This is a genomic window from Legionella longbeachae, assembly GCF_004283175.1.
Taxonomy (GTDB): Bacteria; Pseudomonadota; Gammaproteobacteria; order Legionellales; family Legionellaceae; genus Legionella; species Legionella longbeachae.
Genome location: NZ_RXNW01000006.1, coordinates 172,215 through 195,872 on the forward strand (window position 1 = coordinate 172,215; position 23,658 = coordinate 195,872).

Below are 23,658 nucleotides of genomic sequence, written 5' to 3' on the forward strand. Positions count from 1 at the left end.
AAACAAAGATCAGCAAAACAAAGATCAGCAAAACAAAGATCAGCAAAACAAAGATCAGCAAAACAAAGATCAGCAAAACAAAGATCAGCAAAACAAAGATCAGCAAAACAAAGATCAGCAAAACAAAGATCAGCAAAACAAAAAGAATCAAAACACTCAGGCTACTGAACCTTTGTCTGAGGCCGAGCGAGAAAAACAACAAGCGAAAGAACAATGGTTACGTTTAATTCCGGATGATCCTGGTGGATTAATGCGAGAAAAATTCTTACGTGATCATTTACGAAGAGAACGTGGATGGTATCAATGAAAAAATTATTATTAATTGGATTTTTTTGTTTCTTTAATTTGGTAGCTCGTGCAGAAATACAAGTACAAGTTGACCCGTCTCAAATCAGTATCGATGAATCATTTAAATTGATTTTAACCCAAGATAATTTACAAAATGGGGGGATCCCCGATTTAACTCCCCTCCAACATGAGTTTCTAATTCTAGGCACAGAACGCCGAATGAATTATTCCATTATCAATGGACAAACTCAATCATCCAGTGAGTGGACCATTACACTAAAAGCACAGAAAGAAGGAATATTAACAATTCCTGCGATTAAGATGGGCAGAGAATATACCGCGCCTACAACCATTAATGTAAGCGCTGCGAGTATAACCAGACCACAAAGTACGTCTACTGATTCAAATCAACAGCAAAGTATTTATTTGACTACTTCAGTTAATCAAAAAAATCCCTATGTGAACCAACAAATTATTTATAAGGTAACTTTATATAACTCAAAACATCTGTTAGATGCTGATTATCAAGGCCCACAAGTTGAAAACGCATTACTCATTCCCTTAGGACAGGAAAAACGTTATCAAACCCAAAAGAATAATATTAATTATCTTGTTGAAGAGCAAAACTACGCTATTTTTCCGCAAAAAAGTGGTCCTCTAAAGATAAAATCACCCGTATTTACTGCATTAATTTATGATTTTAATCCAGAACGTGTCAAAGCCCAGGATAAAACAATTAGTTTAGATGTACAGCCAATTCCCAAAGAATTTTCTGGAAAGACCTGGCTTCCTGCAAAAGAAGTTAAGTTCGCTGAAAACTACGAAAACTCAGAATCAACAATCACCCAGGGTAACACACTTATTCGCACGGTAACTTTAGAAGGAACTGGTGTCCCAGCACAGCTTTTACCAGCACTTACTTTTTCAGAAATTGATGGGGTTAATGTTTATCCTGAAAAGGGCAAAGATAAAAACCAAGTCATTCAGGGCGAGTTAATTGGTCGTACAGAAATTAAGATTACTTACCTGTTTAACAAATCGGGAAAAATTACTATTCCTGAATTAAAACTTCCTTGGTTTAACACCCAAACAGGTAAAGAAGAAATTGCTACTTTACCCCCAAAAGTTATCGATGTGAAAGCTTCAACTACTATGCCAGCATCTGGCTCAAACCAGCCTGTCATAACTAATAATCAGAATGAACTACAAGCAATGAGCCAAGTAAATGAATCTAATTCAGCAAGCCAGTTTAATTGGGCCTGGATAGTTGCAGCATTTTTTGCTTGTGCCTGGTTCGTCACTTTAATTTTATGGGGACGGCAAAAACGCCATAAAGTCTCTGAAAAAGTCCGATACAAAACGACACTTAACGAACTCCACAAAGCATGTGTGCAGGCAAATCCTCAACGAGCACGTGATGCATTACTTAAATGGGCTGGTTTCTATTGGCCAGATGCACCTATACTAAATTTGACTGATTTAACACGGGTAAGCACTAATGCGGCTTTTAAAAGGCAAGTGCAGATTCTTTCACAAATTTTATATAAAAGTGATGAGAAAATTTTGTGGCGTGGAGATGAGTTATGGCGCACTATTCAGCAAATGAAAAAAAATAATACTCATAAAAAAGAAAAAAAAACCGATTTACCTCCTATCAATCCCTCTTGAATAGCCTTAAGAGGGACATTGCCAAATTTTTAAATTGAACTCATTCCTAAGGAATCAAGTGCTTGCTATCCTCAATCAATTTTTGGTCCACCATATTATAGTCAGACTTGACTGTTATTGGATTTGCAATTAGTGACTGGATGCTTTTGGGAGTTATTTTGTGTGTCAAGTCAAAATGTTCCTGTGAGCAAGTGCCAGATAAGTCCTTGAGTTTTTTTGCTAATGCTTTTCCCTCATTTTTTAAACCAGGATTATCAAACATAGAAGGAATATCTGAATAGGCTAAAGTATTTTTTTCCATTAATCCATTTTTTAACTCTTGATCATTTTGCTGCTCATTATCAAGATGTGGCTTTTTTGTAACCGCATTAATAATTTTTTCTGCCAAAAATTTAATCAAAGGAACTGTTATACGTGCAACCAGGTAAGCCACTCCCAAAGAAGCTGTAGCAGCAAGTATACCTACTCCCACAGGAGGAAAAATCATACTGGTTACAATACCAACTAATGCGAAAGCAGCTAAACCAACACCTACAGTTTTATCTAAAGCAGCTGCTGTACCCAGTTTTTCTAATTTTTGCTTGCAATATTCTCGAGTATCATATAATCCTTGAAGTTCATTTAAATGTTGCGCGATATCCCTTTTTAATGACTTTATATCATCGTCTTTTGCCGCCCCGGCAGTTTTTTCTAACTTCTCTAACTCATCAATTAAGAAATTTACTCTTTCTGTTTTCTGAGCAATGTCCTTTTCTACCTGTACTAATTTATCTTGAGTTTCAATGCGCTTATAATAAAGGTTAGTTAAAGTAACTATACTTTGGCCTAATGCTGCTACTCCAGCAACTAAAGCGATTATAGGTGCTGCAGGAGGAAATGCTATTGCAGTAATAGTAAGTCCTAAAATAACTGCTGAATATAATAGTTTGGCATTACGCGAAAAAGTGAATGGTACTTCTTGCTTGGCTATAAGAGCACCCACATAGATCGCTGGAATCCGAAAGAAATCAATGATCGCAGTCCCTAATTTAATATACTGGAACACGCTTGTTGCTGTTTGGGTTGCATTATTGACAAGTCCTTCTATTTCAATCATGCGCGTGATTGCATTCCCTGCACCGTTTGCAGAGGCTATAAATTTGTTAAAAAAGGGAATCAATTTCAATATAGATAAAGCAATAGACTTTTGTGAAGCAACACCCTTCATTGACGCTAATCTTTTTCTTAATCCCTCTGCATTTGCATTTAATTCCTGTTGTTCAATTGTTTGAATTTCAATTTCGTTATGATTAAGAGACATTAGCTTATCCCTCGAATTGTTTATACATAAGACAGTATACCAATCAAACATTACCCAATTATTATCGAGGGATTAAATAGTTTTTATACCCTATGAAAAAAAATCATTGGTTCCATTAATTCGTTTATTTCAAAGGTAAATTTCTTCCCAGTAAAAGCACCTGGAAAGAAAATATCCCTTTAATTAATTTGGCTTTCATATAACCTGTACAATTCATTTTTGTGTTGAAGAAAATTTAGTTACGCCGCATCTCGTTCTGAATTCAATATCAAATATTTGGGTAATAACTAAATTTCTTAAGAAGGAGCTTTCTAGATATTGGGAGAATTGGTAAAAAAGTGTATAATTCCTTTTTTTGTTACACAAATATTGATCAGAAATGAATCTTGAAAAATTATATGACGTCATTATAGTCGGTGGTGGACATGCGGGCACAGAAGCAGCTCTTGCAGCAGCACGAATGGGGATGCAAACTTTATTACTGACTCATAACATGGATTTACTCGGTCAAATGTCGTGTAATCCAGCAATAGGTGGAATCGGTAAAGGCCATTTAGTAAAAGAAATTGATGCATTAGACGGTGCGATGGCAAAAGCCGCAGATAAAGCAGGAATCCAATTTCGTATACTGAATGCTTCTAAAGGACCCGCTGTACGTGCAACACGCGCACAAGCAGATAGGGTACTGTACCGGCAGGCAATTAGAGAACAACTACAAACACAAGAAAATTTGACCCTTTTTCAACAGGCCGTTGATGATTTATTGATCGAAGGAGAACGAGTAGCCGGTGTGATTACCCAAATGGGATTTACTTTACGGGCTCGTGCCGTAGTGCTGACTGTAGGTACCTTTTTAGGGGGAAAAATTCATGTAGGCATGAATCAATATGCTGGTGGACGTGCAGGAGATCCCCCTTCCGTCGCATTAGCAAAAAGTTTACGTGATCTCGATTTACCTGTGGGTCGCTTAAAAACAGGAACACCACCACGAATTGATCGTCGCTCATTAGATTACAACCAAATGATTGTACAACCCGGAGACACTCCCATTCCGGTCTTTTCTTATTTGGGGCATGTTAGTGATCATCCGCAACAGATTCCTTGCCATATCACTCATACTACCGAAGCCACTCATGAGATTATCCGCAACAATCTCCATAAATCGCCTATGTATGCAGGAGTTATTGAAGGAGTTGGCCCACGATATTGTCCCTCTATTGAAGACAAAATCGTTCGTTTTGCAGACAAATCATCACACCAAATTTTTGTTGAGCCTGAAGGGCTAACCACTGAAGAAATCTATCCCAATGGCATTTCCACAAGTCTTCCCTTTGAAGTACAAGTACAATTTGTGCGGACAATTAAAGGGTTTGAAAATGCGCATATCACGCGCCCAGGCTACGCCATTGAATATGATTATTTTGATCCTCGAGGGCTTACTTCATTTTTGCAAACCAAACCAATTCCAAATTTATTTTTTGCAGGCCAAATTAATGGCACTACAGGATATGAAGAAGCAGCAGCACAAGGAATTATCGCGGGTATGAATGCTGCGTTATATGTTCAAGAAAAAGAACTCTGGTGTCCGCGACGTGATGAGGCTTATATAGGTGTACTTATTGATGATTTAATTACACGCGGTACCCAAGAACCCTATAGGATGTTTACATCCCGAGCTGAATATCGCTTACTTTTGCGTGAAGATAATGCTGATTTGCGTTTGACTGCGAAAGGAAGAGAATTGGGTATCGTGGGGGAAACACGTTGGCAACATTTTGCTACTAAGCGGGAAGCAATAGAATCCACTCAGTCGCTATTACACAGTACCTGGGTGCGAGTAAGCCATAATCAAATACTTTCTGATGTTCTAGTTAACCCGATGCAACATGACACGAGAGCCGTAGAATTTTTGAAGCGTCCAGAAATTAACTACCACCATTTACTAATGCTTCCAGATTTGAATCTGCCTGAATTAGCATCTGAAGTCAGTGAACAAATAGAGATTCAAAACAAATATGCAGGCTATATTGATAGGCAACAACAAGATATTGAAAAAATGCGCAAACAAGAAAATATGGTTTTGCCTGAATGGCTTGATTATAGTGAAGTCACTGGATTATCCAATGAGGTCATCCAAAAACTCACGAAAATTAGACCAACTACTTTAGCACAAGCGTCGCGTATCTCTGGAGTTACACCAGCAGCACTCTCTTTACTCTTGGTTCATTTAAAAAAACAGCGAATTGATGCATGAAGAATGACGGCAAAATTAAATTACTGCTTGACCAGGGTTTACAGTCATTTGGTTTAGAAGCCATTTGTACTTCATTATCAGATTACTTATTCTTACTGAACAAGTGGAATGCAGCTTATAATCTGACCGCAATTCGTGATGTTGAAGCTATGGTTGGTAAACATATACTTGATAGTTTAGCGATTTTACCCTGGCTTAAAGGCAATCGCATTATCGACGTGGGTACTGGTGCAGGTTTGCCAGGAATCCCACTTGCATTAGCAAAACCAGAAATTAACTTTGTATTGCTCGACTCTAATGGAAAAAAAACACGCTTTCTCAATGAGGTAAAGCGACAACTCAATCTAGAGAATCTTGAGATTGTACAAATTAGGGTCGAAAACTACCACCCGACACAAGGTTTTGATACAGTATTAAGCCGAGCGTTTAGTAGTCTTGGACAGATGATTCAATGGACGCGCCACCTGATTGCTGATGAAGGGATCTGGTTGGCAATGAAGGGGCGCTTTCCTGATATAGAATTGAATGACATAAAACAAAACTGCACAGTAAAACCATATTCTGTTGCAGGTGTTGACGGTGAACGCTGTTGCGTCATTATTGAAAACACAACTAAGGAATAAATCATGGCAAAAGTCATAGCCATTGCCAATCAAAAAGGCGGTGTAGGCAAAACTACCACCGCCATTAATTTAGCTGCTTCTTTAGCAGCAAATCGACAACAAGTTTTATTAATAGACCTAGATCCTCAGGGGAACACCACAATGGGGAGCGGGGTTGATAAAAACCAACTGGTGCATACAACCAATGATGTTTTACTGCATGATTGTCTTGCAGCTCAAGCCTGCCTTACCACGGGTTGCGGTTATGACTTAATACCCGGAAATGGTGATTTAACTGTTGCTGAAGTAAGCCTCATGGAGCGAAATCACCGTGAAACTTTTTTGTACAAAGCCTTGCAACCTATTCAAAGTAATTATGACTTCATTCTGATTGATTGCCCTCCAGCATTAAATACTTTAACGATTAATGCTTTTGTTGCTGCAGATTCGGTTCTCATTCCAATGCAATGTGAGTATTATGCCTTAGAAGGTTTGGCTGCCCTGCTTTCAACCATTGAACAAGTTAAAGTATCAGTTAACCCCCGTTTGCAGCTTGAGGGAGTACTCCGGACTATGTACGATACGCGCAACCGTCTTTGTTCTGAAGTATCAAAACAATTAATGGAGCACTTTCCCACAAAGGTTTACAGGACTGTAGTGCCTCGTAATGTACGATTAGCCGAAGCACCAAGCCATGGACTACCCGCGTTGCATTACGATAAAACATCACCTGGCGCAGCCGCCTATATGGTACTTGCCTCTGAACTCATTAATAAACAAACTGTTGCAGGATAAGGGGTAATTTATGACAGTAAAACGTAGTAGTTTAGGACGTAATTTATCCGCTTTACTAAGCCAATCAACCAATGTTCTTTTGAGTGAAAAACCACAAGCAGAACGACTCATGCTTGCAGTAGATTGTTTGCAGCCGGGTAAATATCAACCTCGTGGCGAAATGGAAGAAACCCCCTTACAAGAACTTGCCCAATCCATAAAAAAACAAGGTTTATTGCAACCTCTATTAGTTCGCGAATTAAGTGATGGTCGATATGAAATTATTGCGGGGGAACGCCGCTGGCGAGCAAGCCAAATGGCAGGCCTTACTGAAATTCCGGTGATCTTGAAACAAGTAGATGATGAAACTGCAATGGCAATGGCTTTGGTTGAGAACTTGCAGCGTGAAGATTTAAATGCCATGGATCAAGCACGTGCCATGCAACGTTTGATCAATGAGTTCTCATTAACTCATCAACAAGTTGCTGAGCTCTTATGTAAATCCAGAACTGCCGTGAGTAATTATATACGCTTACTAGCCCTGTCCAATCCTGTAAAAAAACTTTTAGAACATGGCGATATTGATATGGGGCATGCCCGTGCATTATTGATCCTGGAAGAAGAACAACAAAATCAGGTTGCCCAGCTTATTGTCGCTAAAAATTTATCTGTTCGTGAAACAGAAAAATTGGTCGAGCGTATTAAAACGGGTAAAAATGATATTGATAGTAACCAAGCTAAAGATATAAACCCTTCTCTTTTGTATCATGATCAACTAAAAAATATATCACGGCATTTGCAAGCGGCAATTAAATTGAAACCGGGCAAAGCTGGCAAAGGATCTTTAGTCATTCACTATGACAATCAACATAGTTTGCAAACAATTATTGAGCAGTTAACTAAAGGAGTATACTAACTCCATCCCCAACATGAACCTCATGCCAGGAATGCGGGTCTTTTTAGTGAAGCACTTCAATACATGCCAAAAAATCTGTCATGCCCGCACAGGCGGGCAACCATTTAGTGTATAGCGCACAAGTAAAATAAATCCCTGACATACGGATTCAATCCAGGCAACCTAACATATAAATCCATGTGAATTATTAACTTGACACGTTAATCCAGGTGTTTGCAGCGTCAATACAGTTTTTCCATAAGTCACTTTGAGTTGTTGTCCATTTACTTGCAATTTTGGATTCTCATATACCTCGAGTATTTGACATGCTCGTGTTGGTTTACTAATGATCCATTTACTGGCAATAGGTGAAGCAAGGGATTGAACTGTTGGCACATATTTATTAAGGGGACATCGGTTAAACGGATCATACGAGGATTGTAATTCCAAGTCTGTGGGCGAAGGTGCTGCAATAATAGTACGGCCAGAGATCGCAAGCTGTACAGCATTATTGGCATTAACAATACCTATACCACAAGATTTGACTCCCTTACAAGAACGTTCAGGATCCGTAGTAGTTCCGAATGGCATCACACTTTCTAAAAGAATATTTTTTACTTCTTGAGAACTAATATTAGGGATCAATGCATAAATTAACCCTGCAATTCCAGCAACATGGGGAGTCGCCATACTGGTCCCTTGATAAAATGAAAAACCGCTATTTTGACATCCGGTATTCGTTGACACTGTTGATAAAATTCCTCCAGCATCACAAGCACCTCCCTTTTGTTGCTCCCCTCCTGGAGCCGCTAAAGTAACGCGTGGACCATAATTTGAGTATTCTGCTCTAAAACCATTAATTTGTGTCGCCGCAACCACGAAAACATTACTACAAGACCGGGGTGGATTATTGGAGGCTGGCTCGTCATCATTTCCAGCACTTACTGTAATAGTACCATTGTTGTCATGGATAAAAGTATCAATTGCTTCCTGGAGAGAAACTGGGCAACCAACTTCTAATGTATTGCGAAAACTCATACTGATTACTTTGGCGGGATAATTATTGTGCGGAACCCCATAGACATTCCTGCCCATTGCCCAATAAATACCTGTTTCTATTCCTGAAGCGGTTATTTCGACTTCTACAGGTAAAATTTTAAGCATAGGCCCCATGCCTGCAATGCCTGATATAGATCCTGTTGCGGCTATAGTACCAGCTGTATGTGTACCGTGATCCTCGGATGGATCTGTAGTATTGGTGCTATTTTTAACAAAACTCCATCCAGGTGATAATAAATTGGGATTTAAATCCGCATTTGAATTAATCGCTTCGAAATTTGTCAACACAATGGGGGGATTGGCATAACCTAATGTTATCGCCCAAGCTCCGTCTAAAGCACCCGGTGATGATTCTAAAAAGACACCTCCGGGACCATTAAATTCATCCCATTGTGAAGCATGAGAAATCAATACTAGATTTGAAGTCTCTAGCGGTGATCCTTTCTTAGTAATGTCAGAAGGTCTGATAGGACATAATGTAAAATCTCGATCAGCATATTTAACATCAGATCGCTTTAATAATTGAGCAATCACCTGATGAAAATAATCATTTTTGGATAAATTTTTTGTTGTCGATATTTTCTTAAGTTTTTCAGAGTCAACCATAACGAGATACGCTCCACTTGGCATAGGTTTGATTGACTGTATAGGGAGCTCACTTTCATTTGAAAAGGTATTCCAGAAGCGAACACCCAAATCTGGTTTATTGACGCTACTTACTGTATTAAACTTTAGAATTATTCGATCTAAAAATTTCCCACATGGCTTTTCTGCCGCATATATGTGAGACCCTATAGAAGAAAGCACTCCAAAAGTGCCAAGTATAAAATATTTCCTTATATTCATCATCTATCCTAATTAGACGGAATCTTTAACCAAAATAAAAAATAAAATTAAGTTTTGGCCCGAGTAGATAAGCATTTTTTGCAAAGACGTTTGTTTCAGTAAAATCATCCTCGTCCCTTGAAAACGTGCCAAATGGAATTTTTCCTAACCAAATATAATTTACTCCCAGGTCAATAAAGATATTCGATAATGCTGCATACCTTATCCCTGCAGATATTTGGGGACTAAAATTACTTCGATTTTTATTAGATTTCATTAATAAATAAGTATCATCCTCATTGGACTGGTAACTTAATGAATTCTTTGTTCTAATGTTGGCAGCACCTAATCCCGGTGCTGCATATACTGAATATTTTTTATTTACTAAATATTCAATATTGAGTATACCGGCAACCACATTACTTTCCAGCTTTGTATGGAGCGTATTAATAATATCAGTGCCTTCGTAAGGACCAATCATAAATGGATTAAGGCTTTTTGTGTAATTGCCGAGTTGAAAATAGGAAACCTCAGGACTTAATTGCCATAAAGTAGATAGTTGCCGTGTAAAGCCTGCTGCAAAATTTCCAGCCCAATTCCCTCTGTTGAGAGAACCTCTATTTATAGAAGGCTCTAAAGTACCTGGAATAGGATTAATTCGTGTAAATGAATAATTACTACTTTGACTCCAAAAATAATCTGGGCCCAATTTTACATAAACAGGTACTTGCTGGAAGGCAAACACGCCATTGATCACCCCCATTAATAATGGTAATCCAGATATAATATATTTGATATTCATCTTATTCCTTATTAAATATGTGGGTGCTTATAGAAAACAATAACCTAAAGGTATTCAATAAGAATAATTTCCTTATATTCATGACTCATCCTATAAAATAAATATGAAAATTCCATTTAGAAACGCTAAAGAAGGGTCCCACTACAATCACTTTATAATGAGGCAAGAGATAGAAACCATTTACAATAGATTAGATTAAAAAAATTATTACTAATTTTCAATAGGTTGAAACTAAATTTATCAGTGCCTCTAAAGCCGCATAAATAGGCTTCCTCAGTTACGAGGTATTCCTCCGCGAGTTCCCACACAAAGCGAAAATCCAGAAGATACATATTGAAGTATAAAAGTTTATTAGAGTGGACTTCGATTTCAGATGCCGCGCATAAGGCGCGGTACGTGTAATGGATGCGGAGCACTTAAGGACAAAGCTCCAGACGGAAACAGCAAGTGCTTCCGTTGAGGAAGATTTGAGTTATAACCAATACACAAATACAAATAAAAATAACCAAACTACGTCTACAAAGTGCCAGTACCAGGCAACCCCTTCAAAAGCAAAATGTCGTTCCGGAGTAAAATGGCCATATTTACATCGGAAAAAAATAACGATAAGCATTATAGTTCCCAATGTTACGTGTATGCCATGGAAGCCGGTTAACATAAAAAATGTCGTGCCATAAATACCAGCAGATAAAGTTAAATTCATTTCGGTGTAAGCTTCATGATACTCATAACCTTGAAGAACCAAGAACAAGATACCTAATGAAATTGTTAAGGCCATACCAATAAGCAGTTGCTTTTGTTTCTTTAATTTTAATGCCCAGTGAGCCCAAGTAACTGTAACCCCGGATGTTAATAAAATTAATGTGTTTACTGCTGCTAAACCCCAAGCCCCCATTGCTTCGTGGGCTCCAGCAAAAATTTGGTTATCCGGATTATTTAATATTGGCCAACTTGAGTTAAAATTAGGCCAGAGCGTGAAATGAGTAATAGGATGTACTTCACCACCTAAAAGGGGTACGGACCAAAGCCTGGAGTAGAACAATGCCCCAAAAAAGGCACCGAAGAAACATACCTCCGAAAAGATAAACCAACACATTCCCCAACGAAAAGAGCGATCAACTTGCTCATCGTATACACCTTTTGAGTTTTCATAAATGACTTGACCAAACCAGCCAAAGAGCATGAAAACCATAATCCCAAAACCGATGGTAAATATATAAGGGCCATACCAATCATCATGAAGCCATGATCCCGCCCCTACAAGAGTAGTGGTTAATCCGCATGAAGCAACTAAAGGCCAATGGCTTGGTTTAGGGATGTAATAAGTACCATGTGCTCCCATTGTAATTTAATCTCCTGTATCAATAATCATTTATCGGTTACATCAAATAAAGTATAAGATAAAGTAACCGTATTTATTTTTTCCGGTAAGTCAGCATCTAAATGAAACAATAAAGGCATATTCATTGCCTCATGTCCATCCAGTGTTTGTCGAGTAAAACAAAAACACTCTGTTTTTTTCAAATATTTAGCTGCAATCCCGGGAGTGACGCTGGGTATTGCTTGTACCGACATTGGATGATCGGTTTTATTTTCTGCATAAAAAGCCAGTTTCGCAATTTCACCAGGATGAACCTGAATTTTTCGAGTTTTAGGATAGAATGCCCACGGCACTCCACTATTATTTGTTGCAACAAACTCAACGGTTACTAATCTGTCCTTAGCCACTTTTACCTTGGAGGCATCATAGGCGATTGCCTCCGGGTTTGTTTTGCCATTGATCCCGAGCGTTTTACAGATACTGTTGTAAATTGGGACAAGAGCAAAACCAAAAGCGAACATTCCCAAAACAAGCAAGGCTAATAAAAATACTAACTTATTGTGCCCTTTCTTTTCACTCATATAAATACACCTATAAATCTAACTTAGGGGGAGTAGAAAATGTATGATATGGTGGTGGTGAAGGTAAAGTCCACTCTAGCCCAAAAGCGCCTTCCCATGATCGTGCTGCGGCAACATCCTTATTAGTTCCTTTCTTCCTGACAGTAGCAATTACATTATATAAAAAGAGTAATTGGGTAAAACCAAAGATAAAAGCACCAATTGAAGAAATCATATTAAAATTAGTAAATTGCAGCGCATAATCTGGAATTCTTCTTGGCATGCCTGCCAATCCTAAAAAGTGCATGGGAAAGAACGCGATGTTTACTGAAATTGCTGATAACCAAAAGTGCCATTTACCCAAACACTCGTTGTACATATGCCCAGTCCATTTAGGAAGCCAGTAATATGTAGCTGAGAAAAGGGCGAATATTACTCCAGGAACTAGAACATAGTGAAAATGAGCAACAACAAAATAGCTGTCTTGGTATTGGAAGTCTGCAGGGACTAAGGCCAACATCAAACCTGTAAACCCTCCAATGGTAAATAAGAATACAAACGCTAATGCAAACAACATTGGGGTTTCAAAGGTCATAGACCCTTTGAACATGGTACTTACCCAGTTAAATACTTTAATCCCTGTAGGTACTGCAATTAACATAGTAGTATACATAAAGAACAATTCTGCACCTAAAGGTATACCCGTTGTAAACATATGGTGAGCCCAAACAATAAAGGACAATATTGCAATGCTCACAACCGCATAAACCATAAAATAGTAACCAAATAAAGGCTTACGGCTAAAGGTAGGGATTACTTCTGAAATAACACCAAAAGCTGGCATTACCAAAACATAAACTTCAGGATGTCCAAAGAACCAAAATACGTGTTGAAAAAGTATTGGATCGCCACCACCAGCTGCGCTAAAAAAGCTTGTCCCAAAATGTCGGTCAGCCAACATCATGGTTACTGCTCCTGCCAATACAGGCATAATTGCAATTAATAGAAATGCCGTAACTAACCAGGTCCAAACAAACATGGGCATTCTCATCAAGGTCATTCCTGGCGCACGTAAGTTTAGGATAGTTGCAATGATGTTAATGGAACCCATAATGGACGAAAGACCCATCATATGAATTGAGAAAATCATAAAATCTGTACTTGGAGGAGCGTATGTAGTTGATAATGGTGCATACATCGTCCAACCAAAATTAGGGCCGCCACCTGCATGAAAAGTTGTTGACAGCAACAAAGTAAATGCAAAAGGTAAAATCCAGAAACTCCAGTTATTTAACCTGGGCAATGCCATATCTGGCGCACCAATCATCATTGGGATCTGCCAGTTGGCTATTCCTGTAAATGCGGGCATAACAACACCAAATAACATGATTAATCCATGCAGTGTTGTCATTTGATTAAAAAAGTTTGGATCAACAAAACGATGGCCGGGCTGGAATAATTCTGCACGAATCACCAAGGCCATTCCCCCTGCGACAAAGAAGCTAATCATTGCCAACCACAAATAAAGTGTACCGATATCTTTGTGGTTCGTAGTAAACAACCAGCGTTTTATAAATCCTAAAACACCTTTACCTTGCTCAGGTCCATGATCATCGTGTTTTTCATCATGTGCTAATGTATAACTACTCATTGCAAACCTCCAGCTTGAACTTTATTAACCATGGTTGGTTGTTGATTAGCATTCTTTCGTTGTGCCGCAACATCCGCGGGTTGAATTAACTCGTTAGTGTTGTTATCCCAAGCATTACGCTCATAAGTGGCGATAGCCGCTATTTCTTCATCAGTGAGTTGATCTTTATAGGGTTGCATTGCTGAGCCAGGAATACCATGAAGAATCACATCTATATGACGTGAAATAGGATGGCCTGTAGCTACAGAACTTGCTCTAAGTGCTGGATACAACGGAGGAATACCCATACCATCTGGTCTATGACAGGGGGAACAGATTTGGTCATATTTTTCTTTCCCAAATGCCAGCAATTCGTCTCGAGTCATAGTTTTTTGTACAGCCTCAGCCGCCTCTTCATTAGCGTATTTATCTTCTGATTTAGTTTGTGAAGCAACCCACTTATCAAAATCGTCTTGGCTTACTGCCTCGACCACAATAGGCATGAATCCATGATTAACCCCACATAGCTCAGCACATTGCCCTCTATAAGTACCGGGTTTTTCAATAGTCGCCCAGGCTTCATACATAAATCCCGGAATTGCATCGCGTTTTATACCTAATTCAGGAACCCACCATGAGTGAACTACATCATTTGAGGTAACGAGAAAGCGGACCTTTTTGTTAACAGGTAAGACTAATGGCTTATCGACTTCCAATAAGTACCACTCATTCTTTTTTTGAGTATTTTCAATTTGATTGAATGGGGTAGATAAAATACTAAAATAGCTTATACCTTGATCTAGATATTCATATTGCCATTTCCATTGATATCCCACTATTTTTACAGTAATTTCTGATTGTCTCGTATCATCCATACGCATTAGAACACGGGTCGCTGGTATTGCGAGTCCAACCAAAATTAAAAACGGGATAACAGACCAGAAAATTTCTAATCGGGGATTATCATGGAATGATGCCGCTTTATAGCCTTTGGATTTTCTATGATGAATCATAGAGTAAATCATTACCCCAAAGACAACAACACCTATTACGGCACATACAGCCATACAGACCATATGCAGGTAATAAGCATCCTTACTGATAGGAGTAACACCTTCATACATATTCAGCTGCCAATTATTTGCAGCTGCAAATATTGGCTGGCTTCCGCACCAGACACCCAGCATTATTATTAATTTACAGATTTTTAACCTGTTTAACATCCCCATTCCTCGTCTTATCATTGAAGTTTGAATAATAGACATTAAAAAGTTCCCATGCCTTATATTCAGATAATTGGCTCTTCAATTCAATCAATATCTCCATTCAAGAAAAGGTCATAAGCAATACCTTAGCTTGAACATAACGCATACGCCCTTCTTCTTGAGCAAAGCCTGAGTTTTTTTCAGGCCTTGGCTCAAAGTTCAATTTACCACAAAGAGTAGTTTCCTTCAGTTTTAGATTTACTAACCATATACTTAATTGCTTCGATTACTTCATCGGTTGAACAGTGTTTACAACCACCGTTTTTCGCATGGTTCTTTCCATTAACAGTATTTTCAATGAGAACATCGATATTTTCTGCAATTAAAGGTTGCCACGCTGCTTTATCCCCTAACTTAGGTGCGCCGTCTTTTCCTTCATTGTGACAAACAGCACAATTTTCATTATAAATAGTTTCTCCGTTAGTAGGATATTTTTTCGCTCCTCCCTTTTGGAGGTTCAATAATTGGGTACGAGTTAATGATTTATCTAATATATAATCCACAGCGGAAATAATGTCGTTATCAGAGCAAGTAACACAAGCCCCTTTCACCGGCATGAAATTAAACCCATGGATAGCATGGCGATATAATCCATTTAAACCGCTTGTTCTTAACCGTTCATACCAGCCGGATGAATTACCCATTAATGGGGCGGTCATTGCTCCTTCTTGATGACAAATAACACAGGCAGTGAAATAAACTTCCTTTCCTCGAGAAAGAGTAGGTGGCTTTTCTGAAGCGGGCAGCCCTAAAGGTTCTTCACTGACGACTGTTTTGAGATAAGTTGCAATCGCCATTCTATCAGCATCTGTTAAATACATCAGACTGTTATGATTCACTTCAGCCATAGGACCAGCTACAGGACCAGCATTGTTAATCAGTTTATCGTGTTTAAACACATCAACAACTTCTTGATGCGTGGCTGATTCCAACCCATATTTAGTAATATTAGGTGCCCAATAACCATCAATAAAACCGCCTGTTAAATAATATCTGGTTTTTGGAGACCCGAATACGTTTAGTGGGGTATGGCACATGCTGCAGTGGCCTAAACCGTCTACTATATATTTTCCGCGGTTCCATTCTGGAGATTTATCATGCTGATATTGGTACACGCCATCTTGCGGAAAGAAAAATAAAATGTTCCATCCCCAAAGTGTAAAACGGGCTCCAGGAACGTTGAATGGGAAAGGCAATGATTTATTTTCGAGATGAACTGGTGGTAAGCTCATGAAATAGGCATACATTGCACGTGCATCTTCATCAGATATTTTTGAAAAATAAATATAAGGGAATACCGGGAAATAGTTTCTACCCTGAGGATCACGTCCTTCCCTTACGGCACGAATAAAATCCTGTTCAGTCCACTTACCAATACCGGTTTCCTTATCTGGAGTAATATTGGGACTATAAAAAGTTCCAAAAGGCGTGGCTATAGGTAATCCTCCTGCATAAGCCGGGGTACCTCCTTTAACATTAGTATGGCAGGAAATACAATCCCCCATTTTTGCTAAATATTCACCTTTCTGAATTAAAGATTGCTGCTCACCGGTAGCTGGAGCTGTAGGTGGATAAGCAGGATAATATCCATCAATAACTGTCAATTTCTCTTGAGCAGGTGCATTTTCCGCTTGTAATAATTGACCTGTCATGCCAAGCACAGCCACCGTTGCAGTGACAATTAGCTTTCTTAGTAACAAAGAGCCCACGCCCCCTCCTATTTATTCTTATTTTGTATGCCTATCTTATGGAGTCAGAATAACCGACGCATTTTATACTCCACAATACATAAGTTGCAATGTTATAATAGCTATCTTTGATTTTTTTTATATCGTTATTATGTTTGTTTATCTTGATGGCTTGCTTTTAGGCTTATCCTTAATCATCGCTTTAGGGCCACAAAATGTTTTTTTAATCAAACAAGGAGCGCTTAACAACCATGCAATCCTTTCCGCTATTATTTGTTTTATTTGTGATTTTATCTTAATTTGTGGCAGTATAGCAGGTCTTCATGAATTACTCATAATTCGTCCTGTTTTACAAATCTGGATGCTGCTTCTCGGCTCTGCCTTTTTGCTTTTTTATTCTGCAAAGGCTCTTGCAAATGCTTTTTCAAAAACTGAGGAAACCTCTGAGAATGCAGCCCAGCCCCGTACCAAAACTCAAATAATACTTTTAGCCTTGGGATTTAGTATACTTAATCCTCATGCAATTATCGACTCTTTGGTTATTATAGGTGGAGGCAGTAGCGGATATCCCAATAAAGAACATATTTTCCTGCTGGGTGTACTCACATCAAGCTTTATTTGGTTCAGCTCATTAACCTTTACGGCCAGATATTTTTCTGACATTTTAACAAAAGCGAACGTATGGAAAGGAATTGAGCTCACTAGCGGCCTACTTATGGCTTTTATAGGAGTTAAGTTAGGAATGGATAGCTTCCATTTAATTTCAGCATTTCTTGAAAAATAGGCCTAGAATAGAAAGGGCCAATCAGTGTGTCGCCAATTGACCCAGTGGAATGACACATAGCAAGTCCAACCTCGCAACGCGGAATATCTCATAACCAATGATCCATGTCAACTCAAGAGCGTGCATTTTAAGCAATAGGTTTTCCCAAAAGGTCTATTGTCGTTCTAGTACGCTTCAGCTAAACTTATATTTTTATAAATTTTGAGCAATACATGTTTTATGGCGATACCATTCAGGACACCCGGCAAATGTTTTTTTCAAGCTGGGAAAAATTTCAACAAAAGAAACTCTTATCTCCTTTAGAAAATGAAATTGTTCAAGTCATTCTCGCCCATCCTGAATACCATAAGATTCTTGAGAATCAGGATAAATTTCAACAACAATCCTATCTCCCGGAGCAGGGAGAGCCTAACCCTTTTTTGCATATGGGCCTTCATCTTGCCATTAGGGAGCAAGTGACTACTAATCGCCCTGTTGGAATAAGTGCCATCTACACGAAATTAATTCAAAAATACAATGATCCCATGACCGTTGAGCATTTATTAATGGAGCAACTGGCCGAATTTCTTTGGCTTGCACAAAAAAATAATTTACCACCCGATGAGGCTCTTTATCTGCGCACATTAGCTAACTTATGCGGCGAAGATATTGATCCCTCTACATTTTGAAGATGAACCCAAGAGATTACTCTAATCGATTGATGAAAAAGAGCAACCTCATAATAGAACGATTCTAATATCACGTATAAAATGGGTTTGCAATGGCGAGACTGATGCTCCATGATGGGCTGTGGTCCAACTTAAAGGAGATCTACCCATAGAATTTGGATTCTGGAATTCTATTTAGCAACAATTCAATCGTTGGTCCTCAAAAAACAAGTTAGCGAAAACAGGTAAAGAAGATAGTTTGGTTTTTTATTCATCTTGCCTGTCACTTTGATATTCAAGAATGTCTCCGGGTTGACAACTAAGGTAGGTACAAATTGCCTCCAATGTAGCAAAACGTATCGCTTTGGCTTTACCATTTTTTAAAATAGATAAATTTGCCTCAGTAATTCCTATTGCCTCAGACAACTCTTTAAGCCTGCATTTACGTTTTGCCATCATCACATCCAAGTTAACAATAATTGACACGGGAATATTCCTTAGATTGTTAATTGTGTTTCTGACTTTAATTGATGTGCTTCTTGAATAATCCAAGATGCAACTAAAATAATAAATGCGGTGATTAAAGTAGATAAATTTGTTGAATTCAAAGTAATACTTATAAAGCGTTCACCTACCGGGTTATTAAAAGTAAGGGCAGCAGTAATTAATGGTTGATAAATAAGCTGAATGAGCTCCCCTACTATCATGTAAATACTTATCTGTTTAACTAATTTGATATTGTCCTCCTCAAATAGATACCCTTGTTCGAAAAGTTTAAATAATTTAGCAAGTTTATAACAAATCAAAATTGTAATTGAGAGAGGTAAGCCTTCAATTGCTAATATAATACCGCGGTGGGCTAAAGAAAAATGTTTTAGATCATAGATGTGTTCAGGAGAAATCAGTGTAGACCAACATCCTAAATCGAACATCCGATCGAATTTAACTAAAATCATAAACGCTAGTGTTAACGGAATAAGAAAACAAAGTGATCGAAAAAACAAATAGAGCTTGTGACTGGTATTTTTTATTTTATTCATGAAAACTCCTTATTAAATAATGATGATGAATTATAATAATTTATTATCGTTTTACAATAATTATTTTTAATTTTAGCTCCATTTGATAAGATTATTATTTTTATTCAGTTGGGTTAGATCCCGAATAAGGGAGCGAAGGCTGGGTATCTTGCCTAAAATAAGTTAATATCAAGTTTTTAATGGCAAACCTGTATTTTTATGGCTGATCAAGACAAAAATACCCACTTCGGATACACTACTGTCGCTTGGGATGAAAAAGAAAAAAAGGTGGCGGAAGTTTTTCATTCTGTAGCAAAAAGCTATGACTTAATGAATGATTTGATGTCTTTTGGTATTCATCATTTATGGAAACGCTACACCATTGAACTTAGCCACGTTCGCCCCGGACAATTTGTTTTAGACTTAGCAGGCGGTAGTGGTGATTTAACGCGTTTATTGTGCAAGAAAGTGGGGGACACAGGTCGTGTTATTCTTACTGATATTAATTCAGCCATGCTCAATGTAGGTCGTGATCGTCTGTTAGATGAAGGTTTATATAAAAACATTGACTATGTACAGGGCAATGCCCAGTGTCTGCCTTTTGCGGACAATAGTTTTCATTGCATTACCATGGGCTTTGGTTTAAGAAACGTGACCGATAAAGAAGAAGCACTACGCTCGATATATCGGGTCTGCAAACCCGGAGGAAAAGTACTGATTCTCGAGTTCTCCACACCGACACTCCCAGGTTTAAAACCAATTTATGACTGGTATTCGTTTCATATTTTACCTAAAATAGGGAAGTTTTTTGCGCAAGATGAAGCCAGTTACCAATATCTTGCTGAATCCATACGCATGCATCCAAATCAAATAGAGCTCAAAAAAATGATCGAAAATGCAGGATTTGAAGACTGTCGTTATGACAATCTAAGCGGCGGCATAGTTGCCTTGCACATTGCCTATAAATATTGAGTTGATTATGCTAAAAAAATATTCTTTAAAAGCCCTTCAAAAAGCCATAAACAAAGCAGTCCAGCTTGATGAAAGCATGCCTGCCAAATTGCAAGCGCTGGACAAAAAATGTATCGAAATGGTTATTAGCCCATTAAATGTTAATTTTTTCATATTGTTTGAAAATCGCGAAATTGTCCTGCTTGGCCATTATGATAAAGAAGCAGATACCGTCATTCACAGCAGTCCTTTAGGTTTAATCCGCCTTAGTTTATTACCAGCATCTAAAGCCCGCTCTCTATTTAATGATAAAATTCGCATCACCGGAGACACCGAGCTAGGACAGCACATTAAAAAATTATTTGATGAAATGGACATTGACTGGGAAGGCCACCTCGCTCATTTCACCGGTGATGTGGTGGCACACCAAATTGGTTCTTTTTTTCGCAAAGGGCTCCAATTCAAAAAGCAAGTTGATGAATCAATACGCCAAAATATGGCTGAGTACTTACAAGAAGAGTTGCGTGTCGTGCCTTCAAAATATGAACTGGAAGATTTTTTTGCAGAGATTGATGAACTGTCCTTAAGTGTCGAACGCTTACAAGCCCATGTCAATCAACTAATAAATCATTATGAAATCCATTAAAAAACTCATCCGCCTTATTCATATTAACTATATCCTGGCAAAAAACGGACTGGATAATGTAGTCGTGTCCCTAAGGTTATTTGCGCCGCTTCGCTTCATGGTTTATTTAAATCCCTGGAACTGGTTTCGTAAAGAACATTTAACACATGGAGAAGCCCTACGTATTTCATTAGAAGCACTTGGACCCATTTTCATTAAATTTGGCCAGGCACTTTCCACCCGCCCTGATATTTTACCTATAGATATCGCTATTGAGCTCAGTAAATTACAAGATAAGGTTCCCCCATTTCCCAGTGACAAAGCAATGGCAATTATTGAGAAAGCCTATGGCTTGTCTCCTTATGAAGTTTTTGCTGAATTTGACCCCGTCCCTTTAGCATCAGCCTCCATGGCCCAAGTACATGCTGCAAAACTGAAAACAGGGGAAGAGGTCATCGTCAAAGTGCTAAGACCCAATATGCGGCGTGTTATTGAGAATGACTTAAGTATTATGCATACCATAGCCAAATGGGCAGATCGGTATTGGCCTGAAATTAGACGCCTGAAGCCCAAAGAAATTGTCGCTGAATTTGAACATACTTTGCTTGATGAGCTCGATTTACAAAGGGAAGCCGCTAATTCCGCTCAACTAAGGCGAAACTTTGAAGGTTCCCCTATTTTGTATATCCCGGAAGTATACTGGGATTACTCGCGCTCTAACGTAATGGTTCTTGAGCGAATTCATGGTATACCTGTATCAGACATAAGCAGCTTGCAAGCACACGGCATAGATATAAAAAAACTGGCTGAACGCGGAGTAGAGATTTTTTTCACGCAAGTATTTCGCGATTGTTTTTTCCATGCTGACATGCACCCTGGAAATATTTTTGTTTCCTATAAAAACCCTAAAGATCCTCAATACATTTGTATTGATTTTGGCATTATGGGCACATTAAATGACAATGACAAGCGCTATTTAGCTGAAAATCTTTTGGCATTTTTTAATCGAGACTACCGCCGCGTTGCTCAATTGCACGTGGAGTCAGGTTGGGTTGCCCGCGATACTCGGGTTGATGAGTTTGAAAGCGGAATTCGTACGGTATGCGAGCCTATTTTTGAAAGACCTTTAAAAGACATTTCATTTGCACAAGTAGTCTTGCGCCTTTTTCAAGTGGCGCGGCGATTTCATATGGAAGTACAACCCCAGCTGGTTTTATTGCAAAAAACTTTGTTGGCTATAGAGGGTCTGGGACGTCAACTTTACCCTGAGCTTGACTTGTGGACTACAGCAAAGCCCTTTCTTGAAAAATGGGTAAAAGAACAAATTGGGCCAAAGGCTTTTTTCAGCCAATTAAAACAAAATCTGCCCTTTTTTGCAGAGCAATTGCCTAATATGCCAAAATTAATTTTTGATTTTCTTGAATTAAAAAGGGAAGAGTTAATCACCGATAAAAAGGATTTAATCCATACAAAACGGGAAGATGAAAAAACTGCAGTCCACTGGAAAAGTATTGCCACTGGAGCAAGTATTTCTTTCCTTCTAATAGGTATGCTTGATTATTGGCATCTTGTGCAGCACACACAGCTTGCTCCTTTAGCTTTTATAGGAGCCACTATCACAGGATTGTTTGTTCTTCTTAACCGTAGCATGAGGAATTAAAAATGGGACTAAGCGGTATCAGCCCTCTTTCTTTATTATTAATCTTGGTTATTGTTATTATTCTTTTTGGCACTTCTAAATTAAAAACCATAGGTTCTGATCTTGGCGAAGCCATTCGCAATTTCCGTAAAGCATTAAACGAGGATCAACCTCAAACACCAAAAGAGGATGACAAATCCTTATGAGTGGTGAACTCCTGGTGATATTGATTGTTGCCTTAATTGTATTTGGCCCTAAAAAACTGCCTATGCTCGCAACTCATTTGGGATTATTGCTAAGAAAGATAAATCAATTGAAAGTTCAAGCTGCTGCCTTATGGCAACAGCAACTTAATGAAATACAATTACACGAAAATCAGCGTAAGGCCAAAGAAGCTGACGCGCAGTATAAAAAAGAAGAGCTAGTGTAATTTTCTCCCAAGCCCTATTTTTTTATTCAACCTCAAACCGTATATAGTTCCTGAAAACTATTTATTCTCTACTTTAGGACCCGCCGGCTCAGGCATTTTAAAATCTTTATGGTCAGGAAGGTCCTTCATTTGCTCTTTAGTAGGCAGCAGAGACTTACCAGTAATCTCTTCAGGCTCCTTATCTTTTCCAAGTCCTGGCCTATAAAGCTTGCCGTCTCCGTTTGAGTAAGCGAGAACCTTATTCGTTTCCGCATCAATCATTACAAAACGGTTTCCATTTTCGGCTTGCTGTTTAAAGAAATCCGTCATCTGCTCAGGAGTTCCGAAATCTAAAGTAACTCGGCCCTCATCATCAGGTTTTAGCTGATCATCCTTTACGTCTATTGGAGGATTTTGTTTTTTGCAAAACTTTTTATAGTCATTTAAAAGCCTCTCCATATCCGCGCTTTGCACCATCACACTTTGTTGCTTTTTGGCTTGCTCTTCCTCTTCGTCATGATCAGTAGTCAAAGAATCAGGCTGAGGAGTTACTACTGTTGTTGTGGGAGCTGTTAGTGCAATTTCTTGCAGATCTTCTTTATGTTTCTCATGCTGTTCTTCTTTGTGTTTCTCATGCGGATCTTCCATAGTAT

General features: G+C 38.5%; 23 protein-coding genes and 1 pseudogene. 13 read left to right on the plus strand and 11 right to left on the minus strand.

The features are described 5' to 3' along the window. Positions 1–307, plus strand: a pseudogene (locus tag EKG34_RS18585) (tetratricopeptide repeat protein); the annotation flags it as partial. Beyond that, positions 304–1,956 carry a BatD family protein gene (locus EKG34_RS07895; protein WP_003633530.1) on the plus strand — a complete coding sequence of 551 codons (1,653 nt, stop codon included), beginning with the start codon at positions 304–306 and terminating at the stop codon, positions 1,954–1,956. The pseudogene EKG34_RS18585 and the gene EKG34_RS07895, both read left to right, overlap by 4 nt. A gap of 46 nt (positions 1,957–2,002) precedes the next feature. Here the strand turns inward: EKG34_RS07895 and EKG34_RS07900 are convergent, their stop codons facing one another. Continuing rightward, the gene (locus EKG34_RS07900) at positions 2,003–3,256 is read right to left on the minus strand and encodes a hypothetical protein (protein WP_003633532.1); all 1,254 of its coding nucleotides are present in this window, start codon (positions 3,254–3,256) and stop codon (positions 2,003–2,005) included. A gap of 379 nt (positions 3,257–3,635) precedes the next feature. Here EKG34_RS07900 and mnmG point away from each other — a divergent pair, with 379 nt between their 5' ends. From mnmG to EKG34_RS07920, 4 genes are read left to right on the plus strand one after another with little or no spacing between them, the layout of a single operon-like run. Continuing rightward, positions 3,636–5,510 carry a tRNA uridine-5-carboxymethylaminomethyl(34) synthesis enzyme MnmG gene (gene mnmG / locus EKG34_RS07905; protein ID WP_003633533.1) on the plus strand — a complete coding sequence of 625 codons (1,875 nt, stop codon included), beginning with the start codon at positions 3,636–3,638 and terminating at the stop codon, positions 5,508–5,510. Then, positions 5,507–6,133 (plus strand): 16S rRNA (guanine(527)-N(7))-methyltransferase RsmG, encoded by a 627-nt coding sequence (rsmG, locus tag EKG34_RS07910; protein WP_003633534.1) that lies wholly within the window; start codon positions 5,507–5,509, stop codon positions 6,131–6,133. Before mnmG ends, rsmG begins: the two co-directional genes overlap by 4 nt. Positions 6,134–6,136: 3 nt before the next feature. Beyond that, positions 6,137–6,907, plus strand: coding sequence for a ParA family protein (locus EKG34_RS07915; protein ID WP_003633535.1), 771 nt, complete (start codon positions 6,137–6,139; stop codon positions 6,905–6,907). Between the two features lie 10 nt (positions 6,908–6,917). Further along, positions 6,918–7,802, plus strand: coding sequence for a ParB/RepB/Spo0J family partition protein (locus tag EKG34_RS07920; RefSeq protein WP_003633536.1), 885 nt, complete (start codon positions 6,918–6,920; stop codon positions 7,800–7,802). A gap of 162 nt (positions 7,803–7,964) precedes the next feature. Here the strand turns inward: EKG34_RS07920 and EKG34_RS07925 are convergent, their stop codons facing one another. The 7 genes from EKG34_RS07925 to EKG34_RS07955 form a co-directional block, all read right to left on the minus strand. Next, positions 7,965–9,686 carry a S8 family serine peptidase gene (locus EKG34_RS07925; protein WP_012978747.1) on the minus strand — a complete coding sequence of 574 codons (1,722 nt, stop codon included), beginning with the start codon at positions 9,684–9,686 and terminating at the stop codon, positions 7,965–7,967. 25 nt (positions 9,687–9,711) lie between these two features. Beyond that, on the minus strand, positions 9,712–10,467 hold the full coding sequence (locus EKG34_RS07930) for an outer membrane protein (RefSeq protein WP_003633538.1): 756 nt from the start codon (positions 10,465–10,467) through the stop codon (positions 9,712–9,714). A 472-nt stretch (positions 10,468–10,939) separates the two neighbouring features. Then, entirely contained in the window at positions 10,940–11,809 is an 870-nt protein-coding gene (locus EKG34_RS07935) for a cytochrome c oxidase subunit 3 (RefSeq protein WP_003633541.1), read from the minus strand. A 26-nt stretch (positions 11,810–11,835) separates the two neighbouring features. Beyond that, positions 11,836–12,369: a cytochrome c oxidase assembly protein gene (locus EKG34_RS07940; protein ID WP_003633542.1), complete on the minus strand. Its 534-nt coding sequence runs from the start codon at positions 12,367–12,369 to the stop codon at positions 11,836–11,838. Between the two features lie 10 nt (positions 12,370–12,379). After that, positions 12,380–13,999 (minus strand): cytochrome c oxidase subunit I, encoded by a 1,620-nt coding sequence (ctaD, locus tag EKG34_RS07945; protein WP_003633544.1) that lies wholly within the window; start codon positions 13,997–13,999, stop codon positions 12,380–12,382. Continuing rightward, the gene (coxB, locus tag EKG34_RS07950) at positions 13,996–15,201 is read right to left on the minus strand and encodes a cytochrome c oxidase subunit II (RefSeq protein WP_003633548.1); all 1,206 of its coding nucleotides are present in this window, start codon (positions 15,199–15,201) and stop codon (positions 13,996–13,998) included. Before coxB ends, ctaD begins: the two co-directional genes overlap by 4 nt. Before the next feature lie 206 nt (positions 15,202–15,407). Beyond that, entirely contained in the window at positions 15,408–16,952 is a 1,545-nt protein-coding gene (locus EKG34_RS07955; protein WP_012978745.1) for a c-type cytochrome, read from the minus strand. A 130-nt stretch (positions 16,953–17,082) separates the two neighbouring features. Between EKG34_RS07955 and EKG34_RS07960 the strand changes: the two genes are divergently transcribed. Further along, positions 17,083–17,715 carry a LysE/ArgO family amino acid transporter gene (locus EKG34_RS07960; protein WP_012978744.1) on the plus strand — a complete coding sequence of 211 codons (633 nt, stop codon included), beginning with the start codon at positions 17,083–17,085 and terminating at the stop codon, positions 17,713–17,715. 212 nt (positions 17,716–17,927) lie between these two features. Next, positions 17,928–18,383, plus strand: coding sequence for a DUF1841 family protein (locus tag EKG34_RS07965; protein ID WP_003633554.1), 456 nt, complete (start codon positions 17,928–17,930; stop codon positions 18,381–18,383). Positions 18,384–18,629: 246 nt separating this feature from the next. Here the strand turns inward: EKG34_RS07965 and EKG34_RS07970 are convergent, their stop codons facing one another. Both EKG34_RS07970 and EKG34_RS07975 read right to left on the minus strand, forming a co-directional pair. Continuing rightward, positions 18,630–18,848: a helix-turn-helix domain-containing protein gene (locus EKG34_RS07970; RefSeq protein WP_003633556.1), complete on the minus strand. Its 219-nt coding sequence runs from the start codon at positions 18,846–18,848 to the stop codon at positions 18,630–18,632. Positions 18,849–18,859: 11 nt separating this feature from the next. Next, positions 18,860–19,402 carry a DUF2975 domain-containing protein gene (locus tag EKG34_RS07975; RefSeq protein ID WP_003633558.1) on the minus strand — a complete coding sequence of 181 codons (543 nt, stop codon included), beginning with the start codon at positions 19,400–19,402 and terminating at the stop codon, positions 18,860–18,862. 198 nt (positions 19,403–19,600) lie between these two features. Between EKG34_RS07975 and ubiE the strand changes: the two genes are divergently transcribed. From ubiE to EKG34_RS08000, 5 genes are read left to right on the plus strand one after another with little or no spacing between them, the layout of a single operon-like run. Beyond that, positions 19,601–20,353, plus strand: a complete 753-nt coding sequence (gene ubiE, locus EKG34_RS07980; protein WP_003633559.1) for a bifunctional demethylmenaquinone methyltransferase/2-methoxy-6-polyprenyl-1,4-benzoquinol methylase UbiE — start codon at positions 19,601–19,603, stop codon at positions 20,351–20,353. 7 nt (positions 20,354–20,360) lie between these two features. Next, positions 20,361–20,978, plus strand: coding sequence for a ubiquinone biosynthesis accessory factor UbiJ (locus EKG34_RS07985; protein WP_003633560.1), 618 nt, complete (start codon positions 20,361–20,363; stop codon positions 20,976–20,978). After that, the gene (gene ubiB / locus EKG34_RS07990) at positions 20,965–22,617 is read left to right on the plus strand and encodes a ubiquinone biosynthesis regulatory protein kinase UbiB (protein ID WP_003633561.1); all 1,653 of its coding nucleotides are present in this window, start codon (positions 20,965–20,967) and stop codon (positions 22,615–22,617) included. Before EKG34_RS07985 ends, ubiB begins: the two co-directional genes overlap by 14 nt. A gap of 2 nt (positions 22,618–22,619) precedes the next feature. Continuing rightward, entirely contained in the window at positions 22,620–22,802 is a 183-nt protein-coding gene (gene tatA, locus EKG34_RS07995) for a twin-arginine translocase TatA/TatE family subunit (RefSeq protein ID WP_003633562.1), read from the plus strand. Then, positions 22,799–23,026, plus strand: a complete 228-nt coding sequence (locus tag EKG34_RS08000; protein ID WP_003633563.1) for a Sec-independent protein translocase subunit TatA/TatB — start codon at positions 22,799–22,801, stop codon at positions 23,024–23,026. Before tatA ends, EKG34_RS08000 begins: the two co-directional genes overlap by 4 nt. Positions 23,027–23,083: 57 nt before the next feature. On the opposite strand, the gene EKG34_RS08005 is transcribed toward EKG34_RS08000, so the two are convergent. Then, positions 23,084–23,653, minus strand: coding sequence for a hypothetical protein (locus EKG34_RS08005; RefSeq protein WP_003633564.1), 570 nt, complete (start codon positions 23,651–23,653; stop codon positions 23,084–23,086). Positions 23,654–23,658: the final 5 nt, after the last annotated feature.